Annotated in this window: 14 protein-coding genes; 7 read left to right on the top strand and 7 right to left on the bottom strand. The window is 59.7% G+C overall.

Annotated elements, in window-relative coordinates:
- Positions 1-92: 92 nt before the first annotated feature.
- Positions 93-1373, bottom strand: a complete 1281-nt coding sequence (locus E4M07_RS13120; protein WP_136658798.1) for a L,D-transpeptidase family protein — start codon at positions 1371-1373, stop codon at positions 93-95.
- 291 nt (positions 1374-1664) lie between these two features.
- Between E4M07_RS13120 and E4M07_RS13115 the strand changes: the two genes are divergently transcribed.
- Complete coding sequence (locus tag E4M07_RS13115; protein ID WP_136658797.1) at positions 1665-2732, top strand: saccharopine dehydrogenase; 1068 nt, start codon at positions 1665-1667, stop codon at positions 2730-2732.
- A 3-nt stretch (positions 2733-2735) separates the two neighbouring features.
- On the opposite strand, the gene E4M07_RS13110 is transcribed toward E4M07_RS13115, so the two are convergent.
- From E4M07_RS13110 to E4M07_RS13095, 4 genes are all read right to left on the bottom strand, one after another.
- Positions 2736-3728: a 2OG-Fe(II) oxygenase family protein gene (locus E4M07_RS13110; protein ID WP_136658796.1), complete on the bottom strand. Its 993-nt coding sequence runs from the start codon at positions 3726-3728 to the stop codon at positions 2736-2738.
- 168 nt (positions 3729-3896) lie between these two features.
- Positions 3897-4406 carry a MarR family winged helix-turn-helix transcriptional regulator gene (locus E4M07_RS13105; RefSeq protein ID WP_136658795.1) on the bottom strand — a complete coding sequence of 170 codons (510 nt, stop codon included), beginning with the start codon at positions 4404-4406 and terminating at the stop codon, positions 3897-3899.
- Between the two features lie 142 nt (positions 4407-4548).
- On the bottom strand, positions 4549-4974 hold the full coding sequence (locus E4M07_RS13100) for a DUF6163 family protein (RefSeq protein ID WP_136658794.1): 426 nt from the start codon (positions 4972-4974) through the stop codon (positions 4549-4551).
- Entirely contained in the window at positions 4971-6029 is a 1059-nt protein-coding gene (locus E4M07_RS13095; RefSeq protein ID WP_136658793.1) for an enoyl-CoA hydratase/isomerase family protein, read from the bottom strand. The genes E4M07_RS13100 and E4M07_RS13095 overlap by 4 nt, the downstream gene beginning before the upstream one ends.
- Before the next feature lie 197 nt (positions 6030-6226).
- On the opposite strand from E4M07_RS13095, the gene hemB reads away from it, so the two are divergent.
- The 4 genes from hemB to E4M07_RS13075 all read left to right on the top strand — a co-directional run bounded on the left by hemB (position 6227) and on the right by E4M07_RS13075 (position 10920).
- Positions 6227-7234 carry a porphobilinogen synthase gene (gene hemB / locus E4M07_RS13090; protein WP_136659195.1) on the top strand — a complete coding sequence of 336 codons (1008 nt, stop codon included), beginning with the start codon at positions 6227-6229 and terminating at the stop codon, positions 7232-7234.
- Between the two features lie 428 nt (positions 7235-7662).
- Positions 7663-8139 carry an RDD family protein gene (locus E4M07_RS13085; RefSeq protein ID WP_246660444.1) on the top strand — a complete coding sequence of 159 codons (477 nt, stop codon included), beginning with the start codon at positions 7663-7665 and terminating at the stop codon, positions 8137-8139.
- A 152-nt stretch (positions 8140-8291) separates the two neighbouring features.
- Positions 8292-10130: an SLC13 family permease gene (locus E4M07_RS13080; RefSeq protein ID WP_136658792.1), complete on the top strand. Its 1839-nt coding sequence runs from the start codon at positions 8292-8294 to the stop codon at positions 10128-10130.
- A gap of 40 nt (positions 10131-10170) precedes the next feature.
- Entirely contained in the window at positions 10171-10920 is a 750-nt protein-coding gene (locus E4M07_RS13075) for an arginyltransferase (RefSeq protein ID WP_136658791.1), read from the top strand.
- Positions 10921-10967: 47 nt separating this feature from the next.
- On the opposite strand, the gene E4M07_RS13070 is transcribed toward E4M07_RS13075, so the two are convergent.
- Entirely contained in the window at positions 10968-12710 is a 1743-nt protein-coding gene (locus E4M07_RS13070; RefSeq protein WP_136658790.1) for an adenylate/guanylate cyclase domain-containing protein, read from the bottom strand.
- 210 nt (positions 12711-12920) lie between these two features.
- A complete protein-coding gene (locus E4M07_RS13065) occupies positions 12921-14090 on the bottom strand; it encodes a M20 aminoacylase family protein (RefSeq protein ID WP_136658789.1) in 1170 nt (389 codons plus the stop codon).
- Between the two features lie 532 nt (positions 14091-14622).
- Here E4M07_RS13065 and E4M07_RS13060 point away from each other — a divergent pair.
- Together E4M07_RS13060 and E4M07_RS13055 are read left to right on the top strand one after the other, a co-directional pair.
- Entirely contained in the window at positions 14623-15192 is a 570-nt protein-coding gene (locus tag E4M07_RS13060) for a hypothetical protein (protein WP_136658788.1), read from the top strand.
- A gap of 142 nt (positions 15193-15334) precedes the next feature.
- Complete coding sequence (locus E4M07_RS13055) at positions 15335-17050, top strand: AAA family ATPase (RefSeq protein WP_136658787.1); 1716 nt, start codon at positions 15335-15337, stop codon at positions 17048-17050.
- Positions 17051-17327: the final 277 nt, after the last annotated feature.

Here is a 17327-nt window from a genome sequence, read left to right as displayed (position 1 = left end):
GGCTCGGCGCCGGTTATCCCTCGACAGCGTACTCAAACAACACTGTTTGCGGCAAAAAACGCGCCAAACGGGCGGCTCAGGCCCGTTTCGGACTATTGAAGCGCCAGTTCCTCGACGCCGTCCCTGCGATAGATGTCGTCGCGGAACTGCACGACGCGGTCGGCCGTCGACCAGGCGGTGATGTAGGTGAAATAGACCGGCACCGGCTCGGCGAGTTCAATCGGCGTGCTGACGCCGCTGGCGATCACCTGCTCCATGGTCTGCCTATCCCAGCCGGCTGTGTCGCGCAACAGCCAGGTCGATAGATCGCGGACATTCTGGACCCGGACGCAACCGGAGCTCTCGAAGCGAAGCAGCTTGCCGAACAGGCTCTGCTGCGGCGTGTCGTGCATGTAGACGGCATGCGGGTTGTGGAAGTTGATCTTGGTCGAGGACATGGCGTTGATCTTGCCGGGATCCTGCCGGAACATCAGCTTGGGCGCCTCTTCCGCATTCCAGTCGATGGTCTGCGGATCGACCTCGTCGCCCTTGCCGTCGAAGAGCCGGATGGAGTTGCGCGTCAGGTAGGTCGGGTCCTTGCGCATCAGCGGCATGATGTCTTTTTCAATGATCGAGCGCGGCGCCGTCCAATAGGGATTGAGGATCACCTCGTGGATCTTCGAATTGAGGATCGGCGTCTGCCGGCTGATCTTGCCGACAATGGCCGTGTGGCGCAGCGCCACCTTGTTCCATTCCACCGCCTCGATCTGGGCGGCGGGAATGTTGACCATCACATAGCGGTCGCCGAGATAGCCGGACATGGACCGCAGCCGGACCAGGTTGGTCTCGAGCTGGCCAAGGCGAACCGCCGCCGAAACATTGAGCGCCGCGTAGGAATAGCGGCCGAGAACGCCGTCGACGGGAAGGCCGTGGCGGGCCTGGAAGCGCTTCACCGCGCCATCGACGTAGGAATCGAACGCGGTCGAGGTTCCGGCCGATTCGGCCAGGTCACCGGATATGATCAAGCGCTGGCGGAGCGTCGAAACGGACGGATCGTCGACACCGAGCCTGAGCTTCTTGGATGACGGGACAACCGGCCAGCCGCCCCGGTAGACGATATCCTGGTAGCTGGCGATCGCTGTCTCGACATAGTTGACGGTGTCGGCGCTCAGCACCGGAACGCGCGAATTGACCTTTTCGGCATTGCGTGAGGCCTGGGCGTCGAACTGGTCGTCCCACGTGCCACGGCGCGGCGCGTTGATGATGCTCTCGATCGTCGTCTGCGTCAGGGTCTGGGCAGATGCGGCGCCCGCGGCCACGGCAGCACCCGCTGCAACGGCGCTTCCAAGGAAGGCCCGCCGAGAAACCGGTTCAGAGTATTTCTTCTTTGCCATCAGCTATTACCGTCAAGCCACTTCTGTTCAGGTCGTGTTGTCTCGCCGAATGTCGCCCATCCTGTTGAAACACAACTATAACAGCCAGTCCCCGAAACAATTCTCACGTTTTTGCGAGTCCCCACAATTCACGTCCGGATCGCGTCGGTCCGTTCCGTGTCTCACGTCGTCGATTTTCACATTAATATGGCCAATTCATGGTTAACATTCTGTTCGCTATGATCCATAGAGCAGGCATCACAGGCCGCCAAGACGGCCCGTGATGCGTGATATAGGACAGCGGAGCCGAACATGCACCTGCATTTGCGCGACGAAGCGCGCGACAGCGAGCGAAGAACGCCGGTCACGCCGGCCGATGCCGAAAGCCTGATCCGCTCCGGCTGGCGGATTTCGGTGGAAACGAGCGAAAAACGCGTCTTTTCCGATTCGGACTATCGAAACGCGGGCTGCGAGATCGCCGCTGCGGGAAGCTGGACGCACGCCGATCCGGACACCGTCATCCTCGGGCTGAAGGAACTGCCACCCGATCCGCCGGCGCTTTCCAACCGGATGATCCACTTTGCCCATATCTACAAGGACCAGTTCGGCTGGCGCGACGAGATGGAACGCTTTCGCAAGGGCGGCGGCACTCTTTACGATATCGAGTTCCTGGTCGACGGCCAGGGCCGCCGCGCTGCCGCGTTCGGCTACTGGGCGGGCTGGATGGGCGCGGCGCTGGCGCTGTGGCGGCATCTGGCGCGCGAACAGGGCCGCGACGAACCGTCCCTCCCGCTGAAGAGCTTTGCCGGGCGCGAAGCCGTGGTCGCCGAAATCCGAAGGCTGGCGGAAAGCGCCCCCGTCCTGCCCCGCTGCATTGTCATCGGCGCAAAGGGCCGCTCGGGGACCGGCGCCACCGATGCGCTGAAGATCGCCGGCTGTCCCGTCACCGAATGGGACAAGGAGGAAACCGCCGATCTCGGCCGCAACGCCCTCCTGTCGCACGACCTGCTGGTCAACTGCGTGCTGATGACGGGGCCCGGCCTGCTGCTGCTTGAAAGGGCGGATCTAGGCCGACCCGGCACCCGGCTTGCGACGATCTCCGACGTGTCGTGCGATCCACTCAGCGACTACAACCCCCTGCCGGTCTACGATGCGCCGACATCCTGGCAGCAGCCCTTCATCGACATCGGCCGCAACGGCTCGGGTCGGACCGTCGAACTGACAGCCATCGACAACCTGCCCTCGCTGGTGCCGCTGGAAGCCTCGGAGGATTTCTCCCGCCAGTTCGCGCCTTTGCTCAACGGTTTTGACGGCGGCGAGGAATGGCAGGCGGCAAAGGCGGTCTTTGAAGAAAAGCTGCGATCGGCCGCTGCGGCGTGAGCGTCATGATGCGGCCGGAACGGTCGTCGCCCTGAACTTGGCCATCAGATAAGGCCCCGACAGCACTGGCTCGTATTTCGGCGTCTCGCCCGCGGCGAGGCATGACGGCAGGCACTCGATCCGGGCGTGCCAGTTCGGCTGGTGGAAGAACGCCAGGCTCTGGCGCCGGTCCATACCGCCCTCCTCCGGCGGCGGGTTGACCACCCGGTGCAGGGTCGAAACCCAGCGGTCGTTTGTCCAGCGCGCCATCAGGTCACCGATATTGATGACGAAGGCGCCGGGAACCGGCGGGACCGGCAGCCAGCTTCCGTCCGGCGCCTGGATCTCCAGCCCGCGCGAGCCCTCCTGCGGTAAGAGGACGGTCAGGCTGCCGTAGTCGGTGTGCGCGCCGGCGCGCAACTGGCCCGGTTGCGGCGCCGTCGTCTGCCGCGGATAGTTCAGCGCCCGCAGCGCGCTGATCGGAGCATCGATGAACGGATTGAAATGGGTCTCCGGCAGTTCCAGCGCCACGGCAAAGAGGCGCATGATCCTTGCCGCCAGATCCTCCATGGACCTGTAGTAGGCGGTCCAGCGGGCAACAAAGTCCTCCGGCGCGTCCGGCCAGATGGTCTCGGCGTAGCAGAATTCCAGAGCCTCGGGATCGTCCATGCCGGGCGGCGGCGCAGACGGCCCGCCATTGAAGCTCTCCTTCAGGTCGGGCGGCGTGTCCACGCCGCGCGACTTGGCGAGCGCCTCCAGTTCAGGCCCGAGATAGCCGTAAGGATAGCCGTCATAGGGCGCTTTCGCGCGCTGCTTTATGTCCGCGGGAAGATCGAAAAAATCGGTGGCGGCGTTCCACACGCCGGAAATGACGTTCTGCGGCACGCCGTGATTGGCGATTGCCAGAAACCCGGTCTCGCGACATATCCGGTCGACCCGCCGGCCCATTTCGGCCTTGTCGCCGGTATCGGCGGCCTCGAAGGCGCCAAGATCGAAAACCGGAAAAGTCGCATCCATAACCGTGCCCGCCTCCTGTTGAGGCGGATAGCGGATCACAATGGCGCGCAAGGGTCAATGCGCGCCGGATGCGGATGGAAGGGAGATGCTAACCGGAACGTCAGCGACCGCCGGCAAGGCAAATGCCGGCGGTGCGCTAAGGCAGTGGTCCGGAGGCCGTCGAGCGACCTACAGACGATAGAGGATCTGATCGTTCCAGAAGCGATCGAGCCGCTGCAGCGCCTTGTTCATGTGCTGGAACTCGGCCACGTCGATACCGCCGACCTGCTCGATCGAGCCGATATGACGCTCGTAGAGGCCCGCGACGATGTCGGCGATCTCGTTGCCCTTCTCGGTCAGGCTGATGCGAACCGACCGGCGGTCGACACGCGAACGCTGGTGGTTGATAAAGCCGAGATCGACGAGCTTCTTCAGATTGTAGGAAACATTGGAGCCGAGGTAGTAACCGCGCGAACGCAGTTCGCCGGCTGTCAGTTCCGCGTTTCCGATATTGAACAGAAGCAGCGCCTGTATTGCATTGATGTCGCTGCGGCCGTTCCGCTCGAATTCATCCTTGATGACGTCCAGCAGCCGGCGATGCAACCGCTCCACCAGTTGCAGACACTCCATATACAACGAACGCAACGCGTCCCTGTCCTGTGCCGGCGGCACAGAGTCCGCACGCATACTATTTACCATCACTAATGCCTCACTGTCGTTTTGGCGGCTTTTTTTCTGCCACCTTGAGGCACACCCTATCGAATACGTCTAAAATTGGACTTAAAATGCAATATTAATAAGAGGTTACTCGAACAAACGCGAATTCAAAGTGAATTTTTTGTTACTCGGCCTGTTCGTCGACCCGTTTTGCAAAGTATATCGCGATCCGAAACACGGCGTAAAGCACCGCAATTGTTGCCTGGGAAGCAATGATCAGCCAGTTGCTTCCGTATAGTTCCGGGAACGCGCCGTGCATGATGATCTCGGTGGTCGCCGCGACCAGCCAGACCACCGGCCCCCAGGAGACGATCATCCACAATCCGATGCCGGCTACCGGCCATAGCACGGCAAGGCTTGCCGCGGCTATCTTCCAGTGGACAGGCAGCAGGTCGAAGCGCCACGCGCCGCCCTCGGCGATGCCGATCAGCAGCGACCAGTAGCGAAGGCCGGCGATCAGGCAAAAGATCGCAATTATCCGGTGAAAGATATCGAAGGCCAGCTCCGCCGTCGTCTGGTGCGGAGCGCCGTGTTCGCGCATGTCGCTCATGTCTCGTCCGGGAACGCGGCCAGCTCATCGTCGCCGAGCGGCTGGAAATAGGCGTCCACCGCCTCGGCGGTGACCTCGTCCAGCGTCGCCGGATGCCAGGTGGGATCGTTGCTCTTGTCGACGATGACGGCGCGGATGCCCTCGACGAATTCGTGGCCACGCAGCATCCTGACCAGGATGCGGAACTCCATGCGCATGCAGTCGGCAAGATCGAGCTTCACGCCCTCCTGGAGCTGCCGGTAGGCGACCGACATGCTAGTGGGCGACTTTGTGCGCATGGCTTCAAGCGCCGACTTCGCCAATTCGCTGCCGTCCTGCTCCCTCTCGAGATTGGCAACGATGCCGGCTACGGATTCGGCAGAAAACAGGCGTTCGATCTCGTCATGGTCCAGCCTGGCTTCCGGCAGGGACTGCCGCTCGTCGAAACGCGCCAACACCCCGTCGGCATCGCCGGACTGGCAGAGCGCCTCCTCGAGGTCCTCCAGGTTTTCCGCCGAAACGCCATGGGTGGCGATGCCCGAGATAAGCGCATCGCCGGCGCGGATGCGCGCGCCGGTCAGGGCGAGATAGAGGCCGAATTTCTTCGGCAGGCGCGGCAGGAAATGACTGCCGCCGACATCCGGGAAAAAGCCGATGCCGACCTCGGGCATCGCGAACACCGCGTTCTCGGTCATGACCCGGTAGCGGCCGTGCACGGCGACACCGACACCGCCGCCCATGACGATGCCGTCGATCAGCGCGACGATCGGCTTTTCATAAACGCCGAGACGGGCGTTGAGCTGGTATTCGTCGCGGAAGAAATCGTAGTGGGGGCGGCCGGACTTGGCCATCTCGTAGAGCGCCAGCAGGTCGCCGCCGGCGCTGAAGGCCCGCCCCTCGCCCTTCAGCACGATGTGGCGGACACGCGCATCGGCCCGCCAGGCATCGAGCGCCGCGTCCATGGCCAGCACCATGCGGTCGTTGATCGCGTTGAGTGCTTGCGGCCGGGTCATGGTTATGACGCCGGCGTTTCCCCGGACCTCAAATTCGATGTCGCCTTCGCCGCCAAATGTCATTTCCGTCCCCGATCGCGATTTTCTATGCTCTAAGCAGACCCTCGCGAATGGTCAATGGCACAGGCGCATCAGCATGCCGCATGCAACCGCCGTTCGGCCGCTTTGAAAGCGGCGGGCCGGCGTGATAAGTGTTCTGCGCAGCGACAATTATTGCAACAGGCGTTGGACCCATGAACCGTCGAATCGACAAATCCGTTTTGACCGGCAGGACCGTTGACGAAATCACCGGCGGCCGCAGGATGCGCCGCAACCGGCGTTTCGACTGGACGCGGCGCCTGGTGCGGGAGAACACGCTGAGCGTCGACGACCTAATCTGGCCGATCTTCCTGATCCCTGGCGAAAACCGCAGCGAGGACATAAAGGCGATGCCGGGCGTTGAGCGCGTCACGCCGGACCTTGCCGCGAAAAAGGCCGAACAGGCGGCCGAACTCGGCATTCCGGCGATCGCGACCTTCCCGAATATCGACATTGCGCTGCGCGACGACACGGGTTCGAACGTGCTGGCGCCGGACAACCTGATCAACGAGGCGACACGGGCGATCAAGAAGGCGGTTCCCGAGATCGGCGTCATCACGGACGTGGCGCTCGATCCGTTCACCAGCCACGGGCATGACGGCATTTTGCGCGACGGGGTCATCGTCAATGACGAGACGGTGGCGCAGCTCGCCGCGGCGGCGGTGCTGCAGGCCGAGGCCGGCGCCGACATCATCGCCCCGTCCGACATGATGGACGGGCGGATCGGCGCCATCCGCGACGCGCTCAACGAAGCCGGCTTCAGCGATGTCGGCATCATGTCCTATGCCACCAAATACGCCTCCGGCTTCTACGGACCCTATCGCGAGGCGATCGGCACGCAGGACCTGCTCAAGGGCGACAAGCGCAGCTACTATATCGACCCGGCCAACTCGGACGAGGCGGTCCGCGACGCGGCGCTCGATGTCGAGGAAGGCGCCGACATGCTGATGGTCAAGCCGGGCCTTCCCTATCTCGACATCGTCTGGCGGCTGAAGGAGACCTTCGGCATGCCGACGTTCGCCTACCAGGTGTCGGGCGAATATTCGATGATCAAGGCCGCGGCCCAGAACGGCTGGCTCGACGGCGAGCGCGCCATGATGGAAAGCCTGCTCGCCTTGAAGCGCGCCGGCTGCGACGGGATCCTGACCTATTTCGCACTGGAGGCGGCCAAGCTGCTGCGTCAACCATAATCGCCGAAATCACGGCAGCCCCTTGAACGGGCGCGCGACAATCCCCACCTCATCCAGGGTCTGTTGAGTGTCAGTCTTATGGTGTCGGTTTGAGCGGATTTGTTCAATGTCGTTCCCTGAGGAGGCGGGACATGCAGCGCATATTCAACGACGAAGGGGGCGTCAGTGGGCAAATCCGGTCAAATCCCTTTGGGACGGAGCCCATTTCGCCGCTGGACGTCGTTGCGAAACGCTTGAAGTGGCCTGCACTACGGCGCGTTTCGCGCCTCGCCAGCAACGAAATGGGCTGCGCCGACGCCACAAGACTGATACTCAACAGACCCTAGTGCCAAACAGCAAAACGCAAGACCTCCCCCAACGCCCGCGGCCCGTACTGCCGCGGGCGCCGCGTATGAGGCGGTGCTTGCCTTTGCCCAAAGGATGATGCAATGACCGAGCCATCTGGAACCAGCCACACGGTGCAGGCAATGGACGATCGCCTCGATACCTGGAAGGTCTATGACGGCGTGCGCTCGCGGCGCATCCTCGCCTTCTTCATCGACTACGCACTGGTGATCGCGCTGTGCATCCCGGTCGCCATCCTGATCTTCTTCATCGGCCTCTTCAGCTTCGGTCTCGGCTGGGTCCTCTATTCGGTGCTCTTCGCCATCGTCGCCCTGCCCTATGTCGGACTGACCCTCGGCGGTATCAAACAGGCAACCCCCGGCATGCAGATCATGGGCGTGCGCATGGTGCGCACCGACGGGCAGATGGTCGATCCGATGCTCGCCATGGTCCACGCGGTGCTCTTCTGGATCGGCAATGTCGTCTTCATCCCGATCCTTTTGATCTGCCTGTTCACCCCGCGCAAGCAGCTCCTGCACGACCTGCTTCTCGGCGTCGTCGTCATCCGCGACGATATCTGACGCACCCGCCATTCATTAGAAACCTGTTTCCACAGATGCGCGTCTTTTGCAAAGACGCGCCAAAATTGCACGCATAAAGGCAATATGCCGCTTTGATCGCGGCAGCCCGACGGATAAAATCGCAGCCCGGCGCATAAAACCAAAGGCAGGGCATGCAGGATTTCCATCTGTGGGCGACATTCGTCATCATCGGCGCGACGATCATCGCCTATGCCTCGGAACGGTTGTCGATGGAGGCGGTTTCGCTTGGAAGCCTTTCCATCCTGCTCGTATTTTTCGGCTTTTTTCCCTTCACCAGCGACAGCGGGGTCGAACTGACGCCGGCGCGGCTGCTCGCCGGCTTTTCCGACCCGGCGCTCGCCACCGTGATTGCGCTCCTGATCGTCGGCCAGGGCCTTTTCGCCACCGACGCGGTGGACGGGCCGGCGCGCAGCATCGGCCGGCTGGGCGGCACCAGCGGCCGGCGGGCGATCTTCTACGTCGTTATCGCGGCGGGCGTCCTTAGCGCCTTCCTCAACAACACGCCGGTCGTCGTCATCTTCATCCCGATCCTCACGGTGATCGCCGCGCAGCGCAACTATCCGGGCTTCAAGGTGTTCATGCCGCTCTCCTTCATGTGCATCCTCGGCGGCATGACGACGCTGCTCGGCTCCTCGACCAACCTGATCGCGGCGGGCGTGGCGCAGGATTACGGTGTCACGGTCAATTTCTTCGACCTCACCGGCATGGGCTCGATGCTTGCCTTCGTCGGCGGCCTCTACGTGCTCTTTGCCATGCCGTCGATGATGCGCGAGCGCCCTTCCGTCATGGCGCGCGGCAACACGGCGCAGGGCGCGCAGTTCATCGGCGAGATCCCGGTGACGGCCGGCCACCCCTATATCGGAATCAAGTCGAAGGCCGGCATGTTTCCCGGCATGGTCGATCTCACGCCGCGGCTGATGCACCGGCGGGATGTGCCGATCCTGCCGCCCTTCGAGGATATCACGATCTCCGCCGGCGACACGCTGGTCGTCACCGGCACGCGCCGCGCGTTCTCGCGCGCCCTTGCACTGGGCAACGCCGTCGCCGAACCGGACGAGGCCGCCGAGGGCGATCACGAGCGCGAGGAAGCCGGCGAGGACCGCCGGCCCGGCCCCGACTATCACCTCGTCGAGGCCGTCGTCGCGCCGGGCTCGCGCTTCGCCGGCCGCACCATCCAGCTTTCCGGCATCCGCGCCCGCCACGGCGTTTCCGTCTTCGGCGTGCAGCGCAAGAGCCGCATGGCGCGCATGCCGCTGTCGGAGATCCGGCTGGAGCCCGGCGACACGCTGCTGCTCGGCGGCAACTACGAGCAGATCATGCAATTGCGCGGCGACCACGACCTACTGCTCCTCGAACATTCGGCCGAGCCGGTGCCGCAGAGCCGCAAGGCAATGATCGCCATCTCGATTTTTCTGGGCATCATCGTTTTGTCGGCGCTCAACATCCTGCCCATCGTGGTGAGCGCCATCACCGGCGCCGCGCTGATGCTCGCCTTCGGGTGCCTCACCATCTACCAAGCGGCACGCGCCTTCGACCGGCAGGTCTTCCTGCTCGTCGGCTCGTCCATTGCGCTGGCGACCGCGCTGCAGGTGACCGGCGGGGCGGCGCTGATTGCCGATTCCACCGTCATGGCGCTGATGGGCGCGCCGGTGCCGGTGGTGCTGTCGATCCTTTTTGCGGTGATGGCGGTGGTCACCAACATATTGAGCAACAACGCGACGGCGGTTCTGTTCATCCCCATCGCGCTCGGCATCGCGACGCGGCTCGGCGCCCCGCAGGACGCCTTCGTCGCCGCCGTGATCTTCGCCGCCAATGCCAGCTTCGCGACACCCATCGGCTACCAGACGAACCTGCTCGTCATGGGCCCCGGCCACTACAGTTTCCGCGATTACCTGCGCGCCGGACTGCCGCTTGTTGTGATCATCTGGTTGACATTTTCGTTTATCGCGCCGTGGTATTATGGACTATAATTTCTGCTAGATTCTATGAAAGGGAATCACGCACGGATCGATGACGAACCAGCCCGTCCAGTCTCCGCAGTTCTTTCTGACTGCCCCTTCCCCGTGCCCTTATCTCGAAGGGCAGTTCGAGCGGAAGGTGTTCACGCACCTGGTGGGCGAGAAGGCGGCGGACCTTAACGATCTCCTGACGCAGGGCGGCTTCCGCCGCTCGCAGAACATCGCCTACAGGCCGGCCTGCGAGAGCTGCCGGGCCTGCATCTCGGTGCGGATCCTGGCGGGCGAATACAAGCCCAACCGGTCGATGAAGCGCATCCTGGTGCGCAACAAGGACATCGTCGCCACCGAGTTCCCGGCCGAGCCCTCCAGCGAGCAGTATTCGCTCTTCCGCGGCTATCTCGACGCGCGCCACCAGGAGGGCGGCATGTCGGACATGACGGTGCTCGACTATGCGATGATGGTCGAGGACACGCACGTGCCGACGCGCATCATCGAATACCGCCTCGGCAGCAACAGCCTGGAAGAAGATGATGACACGAAGGGCCGGCTGATCGCCGTCGCGCTGAGCGACCTGATGGGCGACGGGCTCTCCATGGTCTATTCCTTCTTCGACCCGGACTATTCGGACCGCTCGCTCGGCACCTACATGATCCTCGATCACATCCGCCGCGCACAGGACCGCGGCCTGCCGCATGTCTATCTGGGCTACTGGGTCAACGGCTCGCGCAAGATGGACTACAAGACACGCTTTTTGCCGCAGGAGCACCTGATGGCCGGCGGCTGGGAGCGGTTCGAGGGGTAAGGAGTGTTCAGGCCTGCCGTCTTTGAGGTGATGGTGCCGCCCTGTTGTTATTCCGGCAGACCTGCGTCCAGATAGATTGCCCTCTCGCCGTCGACTTCATCGCGGAAATTTCGGAAGCGGCCCTTGTGCTCCAGGAACGGCGCAACCCTGAACGAAGGTCTCCTGGCCTTGAGCAAACGGGCCTGTTCGAGCGCCTCGTCCTTTCGCCCCAACCGCCATAAACTGACTATGCTGAAGCAATACAGGACGACGATGTTCGGGTTGAGGCGCAGCCCTGAGCGCGCTTCTTCCAGTGCTTCCTCGTACCGTCCCAGTTTGATGCACCCGGACGCTATGGCGATATTGGTTCGAAACATCTGAGGATCCCGGGGGCTGAGCCGCTGAGCGACCCGGCCAAATTCGATGGCGCGTTCGGATTCGCCCTGAATGCCCTCAAGCACCGCACGTGAATTCCACGCCCAGGCAAAGCTGGGACAGCGTTCGGTCGCTTCGGCCAGCAAGGAGAACGCCCGGTCAACATCGGCACCGAAAAAGCCCAGCGTGTAGCCGGCATAGGCGGAGACCTCGATGTCCGAATTGTCCGTTTCCAGCGCCCTTTCGGCAATCGCCGTGCCGGCCAGGCGTTCCTGTTCCTGCTCGGAACCGACAAGCCAGGTGTTTCGGAGCGTATGGCACCAGGACCGGATAGCCATTGCCTTTGCGTATTCCGGCGCGATCCCGATGGCTTGATCCAAATACTCGCCGGCTTCGTCGATTTGCGCTCGATTGAGCGCGGCAAGAGCCTTCAGATAGTGATCGTATGCCGTTAGATTCAGGTTCGATTTTTGCGATACGCGATTGATCTCCACCGCCTGAACGGTGGCTCCGATGGCAGAGACCACGGCATCGGCAATCCGGTCCTGCAGGCCGAAAACATCTTCAAGCCTGCCATCAAACCTGTTTGCCCATATGTGGCTTCCGTCCGAAGCATCGATCAACTGGCCGTTGATACGCAGCCTGTCGCCTTGCTGGCGGATGCTGCCCTCAAGGACATACGCGACACCCAGATCCCGGCCGACTTTTCGGACATCGACGACCATGCCCTTGTAGGTGAAGCTTGAATTTCTGGCGATGACGAACATCCACGGCACCTGGGCCAGGGCCGTGATTATGTCTTCGGTCAAACCGTCGGCGAAATATTCATTGTCCGTCACGTCCGACATGTTGAGGAAGGGCAATACCGCCAGGGAGGGCTTGCCCGGGCGGGTTCGCTCCTGCGGCATCGGCGCATTGTCGGCAATCTCATGATTGACTTCGAAGAGGCGCACCGGGCGGGGGATGTTCTTCAGCCGATGTTCGCCCAGGTCCTTGTAGGTCAGATCCAGCTTGTTGCCGACATCTTCGTGAACCCTGCCCGTTACCAGGATACCACCCGGTGGCGTCAGGCCCTCGACACGGGCGGCGACATTGACCCCGTCGCCGAAAATGTCGTCGTCGAGGATGAGGATGTCGCCGACATGCACGCCGATCCTGAACGCCATCCTCTCGTTTTCCGCGGCGTCCGCGTTCCGCTTGGCGATGTTGGCCTGCATCATTGTCGCGCAGGACACCGCGTCGACCACCGACCCGAATTCAGCGAGTATTCCGTCCCCGGTTGTCTTCACGACCCGGCCATGGTGAAGACCAATGTCGAGTTCCACCGCGACGATGTGTGCCCGGACAGCCCTGACCGCGCGTTCCTCGTCGAGTGCCACGAGGCTGCTGTAGCCGACAACATCAGCGGCGAGAATTGCTGCGAGACGGCGTTCCATCAATACTTGCTCCAGGCGCGGGACATCCGATCCGGTTGCAGATGAACCGGATCCTGCGATGGCAGAATTCGGAACAAAAGGACAATCCAGAGCTTATCGTATTTCAAACGCGTGTGTCACTTCGCGCCGGAATTACTTCGCCTGTCTGCTAATTCTCGATGGATACTTTGGTTCGTCGTGGGTTTTGCTTTTGCCGATGGGGCGCCGCGGTCACTCCTCGACCGGCATCCGGGCCTCGATCATCCCGGAATACCAGCTTGACCCGAAGGGAATCGCCTCGTCGTTGAAATTGTAGGCGGGGTGATGGCACGCGGCGCTGTCGCCGTTTCCGACAAAGATGTAGGCGCCGGGCCTTTCCTCCAGCATGTAGCTGAAATCCTCGGCCGGCATGATCGGATCGACATTGTCGATCACGTCGGCCGTTATCGATCGCGCGACCTCCTCGGCATAGGCGGTGTTTTGCGCGGCGTTCACGGTGACCGGGTATCCGCTTTCCCAACTGACCTCGACGCTCGCGCCCATGGCGGCGGCCGTGCCCTCGGCAACCTCGCGGACGCGCTTTTCGGCCAGGGCCCGGTTTTCCGAATCGAGCGTGCGGACCGTTCCCGCCATCCGCACCTGGTGCGCGATGATATTGCTCGCCTCGCTGTCCGTCTGGAACGCGCCGACGGTGACGACCACCCGGTGCAGCGGGTCGATGTTGCGCGATACGATCGTCTGCAGGGAAATCAGGATCTGCGCGGCGACCAGGGTGGTGTCGACGGATTTGTGCGGTTCGGCCGCGTGGCCGCCCTTGCCCGTGACCACGATCTCGAATTCATCGGACGAGGCCAAAAGCGCACCGGGCCGGATCCCGAAATGGCCCACCGGCAGGCCTGGCGCATTGTGCATGCCGTAGATTTCCTCAATGCCGAAGCGCTCCATCAGGCCGTCGCGGCACATTTCGAGGCCGCCCGCGCCGCCCTCCTCCGCCGGCTGGAAAACGACGATGGCCGTGCCGTTGAAGTTGCGGGTCTCGGCAAGGTATTTCGCCGCGCCCAGGAGCATCGCCGTATGCCCGTCATGGCCGCAGGCGTGCATCTGACCGGGCGTTTCGGAAGCGTAATCGAGGCCGGTCGCCTCGTTGATGGGCAGCGCATCCATGTCGGCGCGCAGGCCGATGACCCGGCCGCTGTCGGTCGCCCGTCCCCTGATGACGCCGACAACGCCGGTCCGTCCGATCCCCTCGACAACCTCGTCGCAGCCGAAGCCGCGCAGCATCTCCGCGACCTTGCCGGCGGTGCGGTGAACCTCGAACAACAGCTCCGGATGGGCGTGAAAATCGCGCCGCCAACCGGTGATCTCGTCAAGCATTTCGGCATATCTGTTCTTAATCGGCACTGGCTTGCCCCCTTGAGTTTCAATTGCGTTTTCAATTGCCGGTAACGCGACCATCGGGCAAAAGCATGGAGATACTGCATGGCGGGCGGGTGATTGCAAACCCTCATTGAGCCGGACTATTCCGACCGCTCGCTCAGCACCTACATGATCCTCGACCATATCCCCCACGCCACCGACCGCGGCCCTGCCCCATGCCACGCCCGGCTCCCGCAGATGGACGACGAGGCGAGATTTCTGCCGCAGGAGTATCTGATGGCCGGGGGCTGGGATGATTTGAGGGGCAAAGGTATGGCACAGTTACCAGGGTTTCTGCCCCTGCGCGTTAAAAGTCGACCTTCGGGGGGAAAGCGGACATTTGTTGCAGGTGAGAACGTATCCTCGATTCCATTTGCATCTGACTGAGAAATTGGGCACGCAGCGACTCACTCTCTTCAGGAATTCGATTCATGGCCACTTACCTCAACGACACATCAATGAATTTGGCCATCGACGAAGAACTTCAAAAGCAAGGCCGGTCTGATATTAGTAGTGCATGCCAGAACTACTTGAATTGCTTGAACGGAAATGGGATTGGATAGTTGCCGATCCTTGGGCCTTCGTTTCATTTGTCGTGCTGGCGTTTGGCATAGGACTACTGGTTTCCCGAAAACTGAATAGAGTGCATGTCGCAATTCTGAAAGAGCGGATTAACCTCCATGTTGAAGAAATTGCTCGGCTGAAAACCAATTCAGACAGCGGATCTGATGTGAAATCAGAAATGGTCGGCAATCTATTCCGTAGTGACGAAATATATGCCGAAATAGCCCAGCTACGGCACGAAGGCGTTCAGCTAAGGAACGAGGCTACCCGATTGAAAGATACCCGGACGCATGCCGTTGCTAAGTGGCCCAAAAAGTCGGACGATTGGTTCGAGCGGACAAAACTGGCACTGGGCAAAATCTCGGCCACGAAAAGGGAATGGTTCATGGTCCTCGACACAGTTCCGGCACCGCGTCACAAGACATTGGTTACCGACCCGCGATTTCTAAACAAATATGCGATGCACGATTACCGCCTGATGAGACTCGAGCGCATTTTGGACGAAGCAGTTAAAGAGCATTGATGCAACATGCCTTTTCGCCCACCGCAACGGTGCAAATGATGGAGGGTTGTGTTGGGCTGTTAAGTGCTATTGATTGATTCTAAGAGCCGACTACTCGCAAAAGTATAGTCTGCGCCAGCGTGTGTCTAATCGGATTTAGAACATGAAATTACAAGGCAAGCTGCATTCAGTTTACAAATCATTTCCCGCAGGTTTTGAGTTTGAAATAGACGGACCAATTGCGGTGTTGTCTGGTGCAAACGGCAGCGGCAAATCTCAGTTCCTTGATATAATGCGTAGATTGGAACAGCCTGCGGGAAAACCCAAAATTTTGTTGGACCTGATCCTGGATGGCACGAATGTTGATGCCAATCAGATTGCATTTCGCTCGTTCAGAGAAGGTATTCAGGGATTTAAGAATGCTGATCCGGAGCTAGTGAGGTCCTCAAGGAATAACATTAAGAGCCACTACAAAAAACACAGATTGGATCGAAACCACAAAGATATTCGAAACCACCAAAGAAGCACTGTTCGTGCAAAGGAAATTCTAGTTGAGGTTTTTGGCGCAGATAAGTTCCAATCTGGAGCAATAACTGATGACGAAATTGATAGCTGCGACTCACTTGGCGATTTCATTTGGAAGGCAGATGATATCTTTGAGAATGTCGTTAGCGAGGTATTTTACAATTTTTCTGTCAAGAAATTGCAGAGAGAAAGGACTGCCGCAAAGTCAAAAATAAAGCTGTCATACAGAGGTTTGGGAGAAGCGCCGTGGAAAAAGTTCAACAAGTTGTTCAAGCAATTCAATTTTGGGTATCGCTTCAGAAACGACTACGAAATTGCTGAGAAGAGTTTTTCGCTCAGTGAAAAACCAACCCTCTATCCCATGAAGCCGAATGGTTCGCTGATACTAAATCACCAGAGAGACTTGAGTGAGTTGTCAGATGGCGAAAGAGCTATCATGTCATTGGTAATTAGCTCACTTACCGGCGAATTCGCAGATAATGCGAAACTCATTCTACTGGACGAATTTGATGCGACACTAAATCCGTCACTAATCAACATTCTCTTCGGAGTATTGGAAGAATACTTTGTCCAAAAATCGATCATGGTGATTTTAGTAACGCATTCTTCAGCGACAATTTCAATGGCGCCGGACAACACCACGTTTTACGAAGTATTCAACCCGATTGTATCATCCGAGCGAATTTTAAGGGTCAATAGAGACGAATATAGTGAACTTAGACTGGCTCATGAAAAGCTGTTCGGAAGTATCTATAATCAGAACGAACGTATTCAAAATCTAAAGGCCGAAAACGACAAGTTACGAAAAATCCTTGAGGGTACCGGAATGCCGACGGTTTTGGTCGAAGGACCAACCGATATATGCTTCATTAAAAAAGCCGCAGAATTTCACAATAAGCTCCCGGTCCTGGACAAATTGGTGCTTCAAATCGTGGGCGAAGAAGGCGGAAAGGGGACAAAAAGATCCAACAACAGGGCAATGAAAGAAGCTGGCAATTTTCTACGGTCAAACATAAATATTTTAGCACGGAAGACACTGATACTAAATGATCCCGAAGTGGATGTTGAAACCGAAGATGTTGGCGAAATCCTATTCATCAGACGTATGCTGCCGCATTCAGAATCAAGTCTAAGTGGTGGCATAGAAAAACTGTTTCCCATGACCGTCATAGATCGTGCAAAAACTCACAAACCAGAGTGGTTTAAGGTCGAAACGGAGGGTGATAAGATAACCAATATGTGGATTATTGGTAAGAAAGCAGAAGTCTGTAAGTGGATTTGCGAAAATTCTTCTGCGGATGATTTTAAGCAATTTGCGCATATTTTTGAGTTCATTGAAGAAGCAATCCAGTAGGTACTCTGGATTGAGCTACCGGCTTCGATTTCAATTGAACTAATGAACCAGCAAAGACCGCAACATTACACCCCAATAACTCACACGCATTTGCAGCGCAGCACGAACGCTTTCGTGAACGGCGGCAAAGGGCCGCAATCGACGCTCATACGGTGTTGCAAAAGAGAAACTGCTGCGATGCGGGATTCGGCCGGACCGAGCCCTTTGTTGCCGCTCGGCGCTTTCTGGCGTTATGTCTGCTTGCAACCTTTGTTGCACACGTTGGGTTTACTACAGC

It is taken from the genome of Nitratireductor sp. XY-223 (genome assembly GCF_004959855.1).
GTDB lineage: Bacteria > Pseudomonadota > Alphaproteobacteria > Rhizobiales > Rhizobiaceae > Hoeflea_A.
The sequence above is the reverse complement of the archived record's forward strand: the minus strand, read 5'-3'. Positions and strand labels throughout refer to the sequence as shown.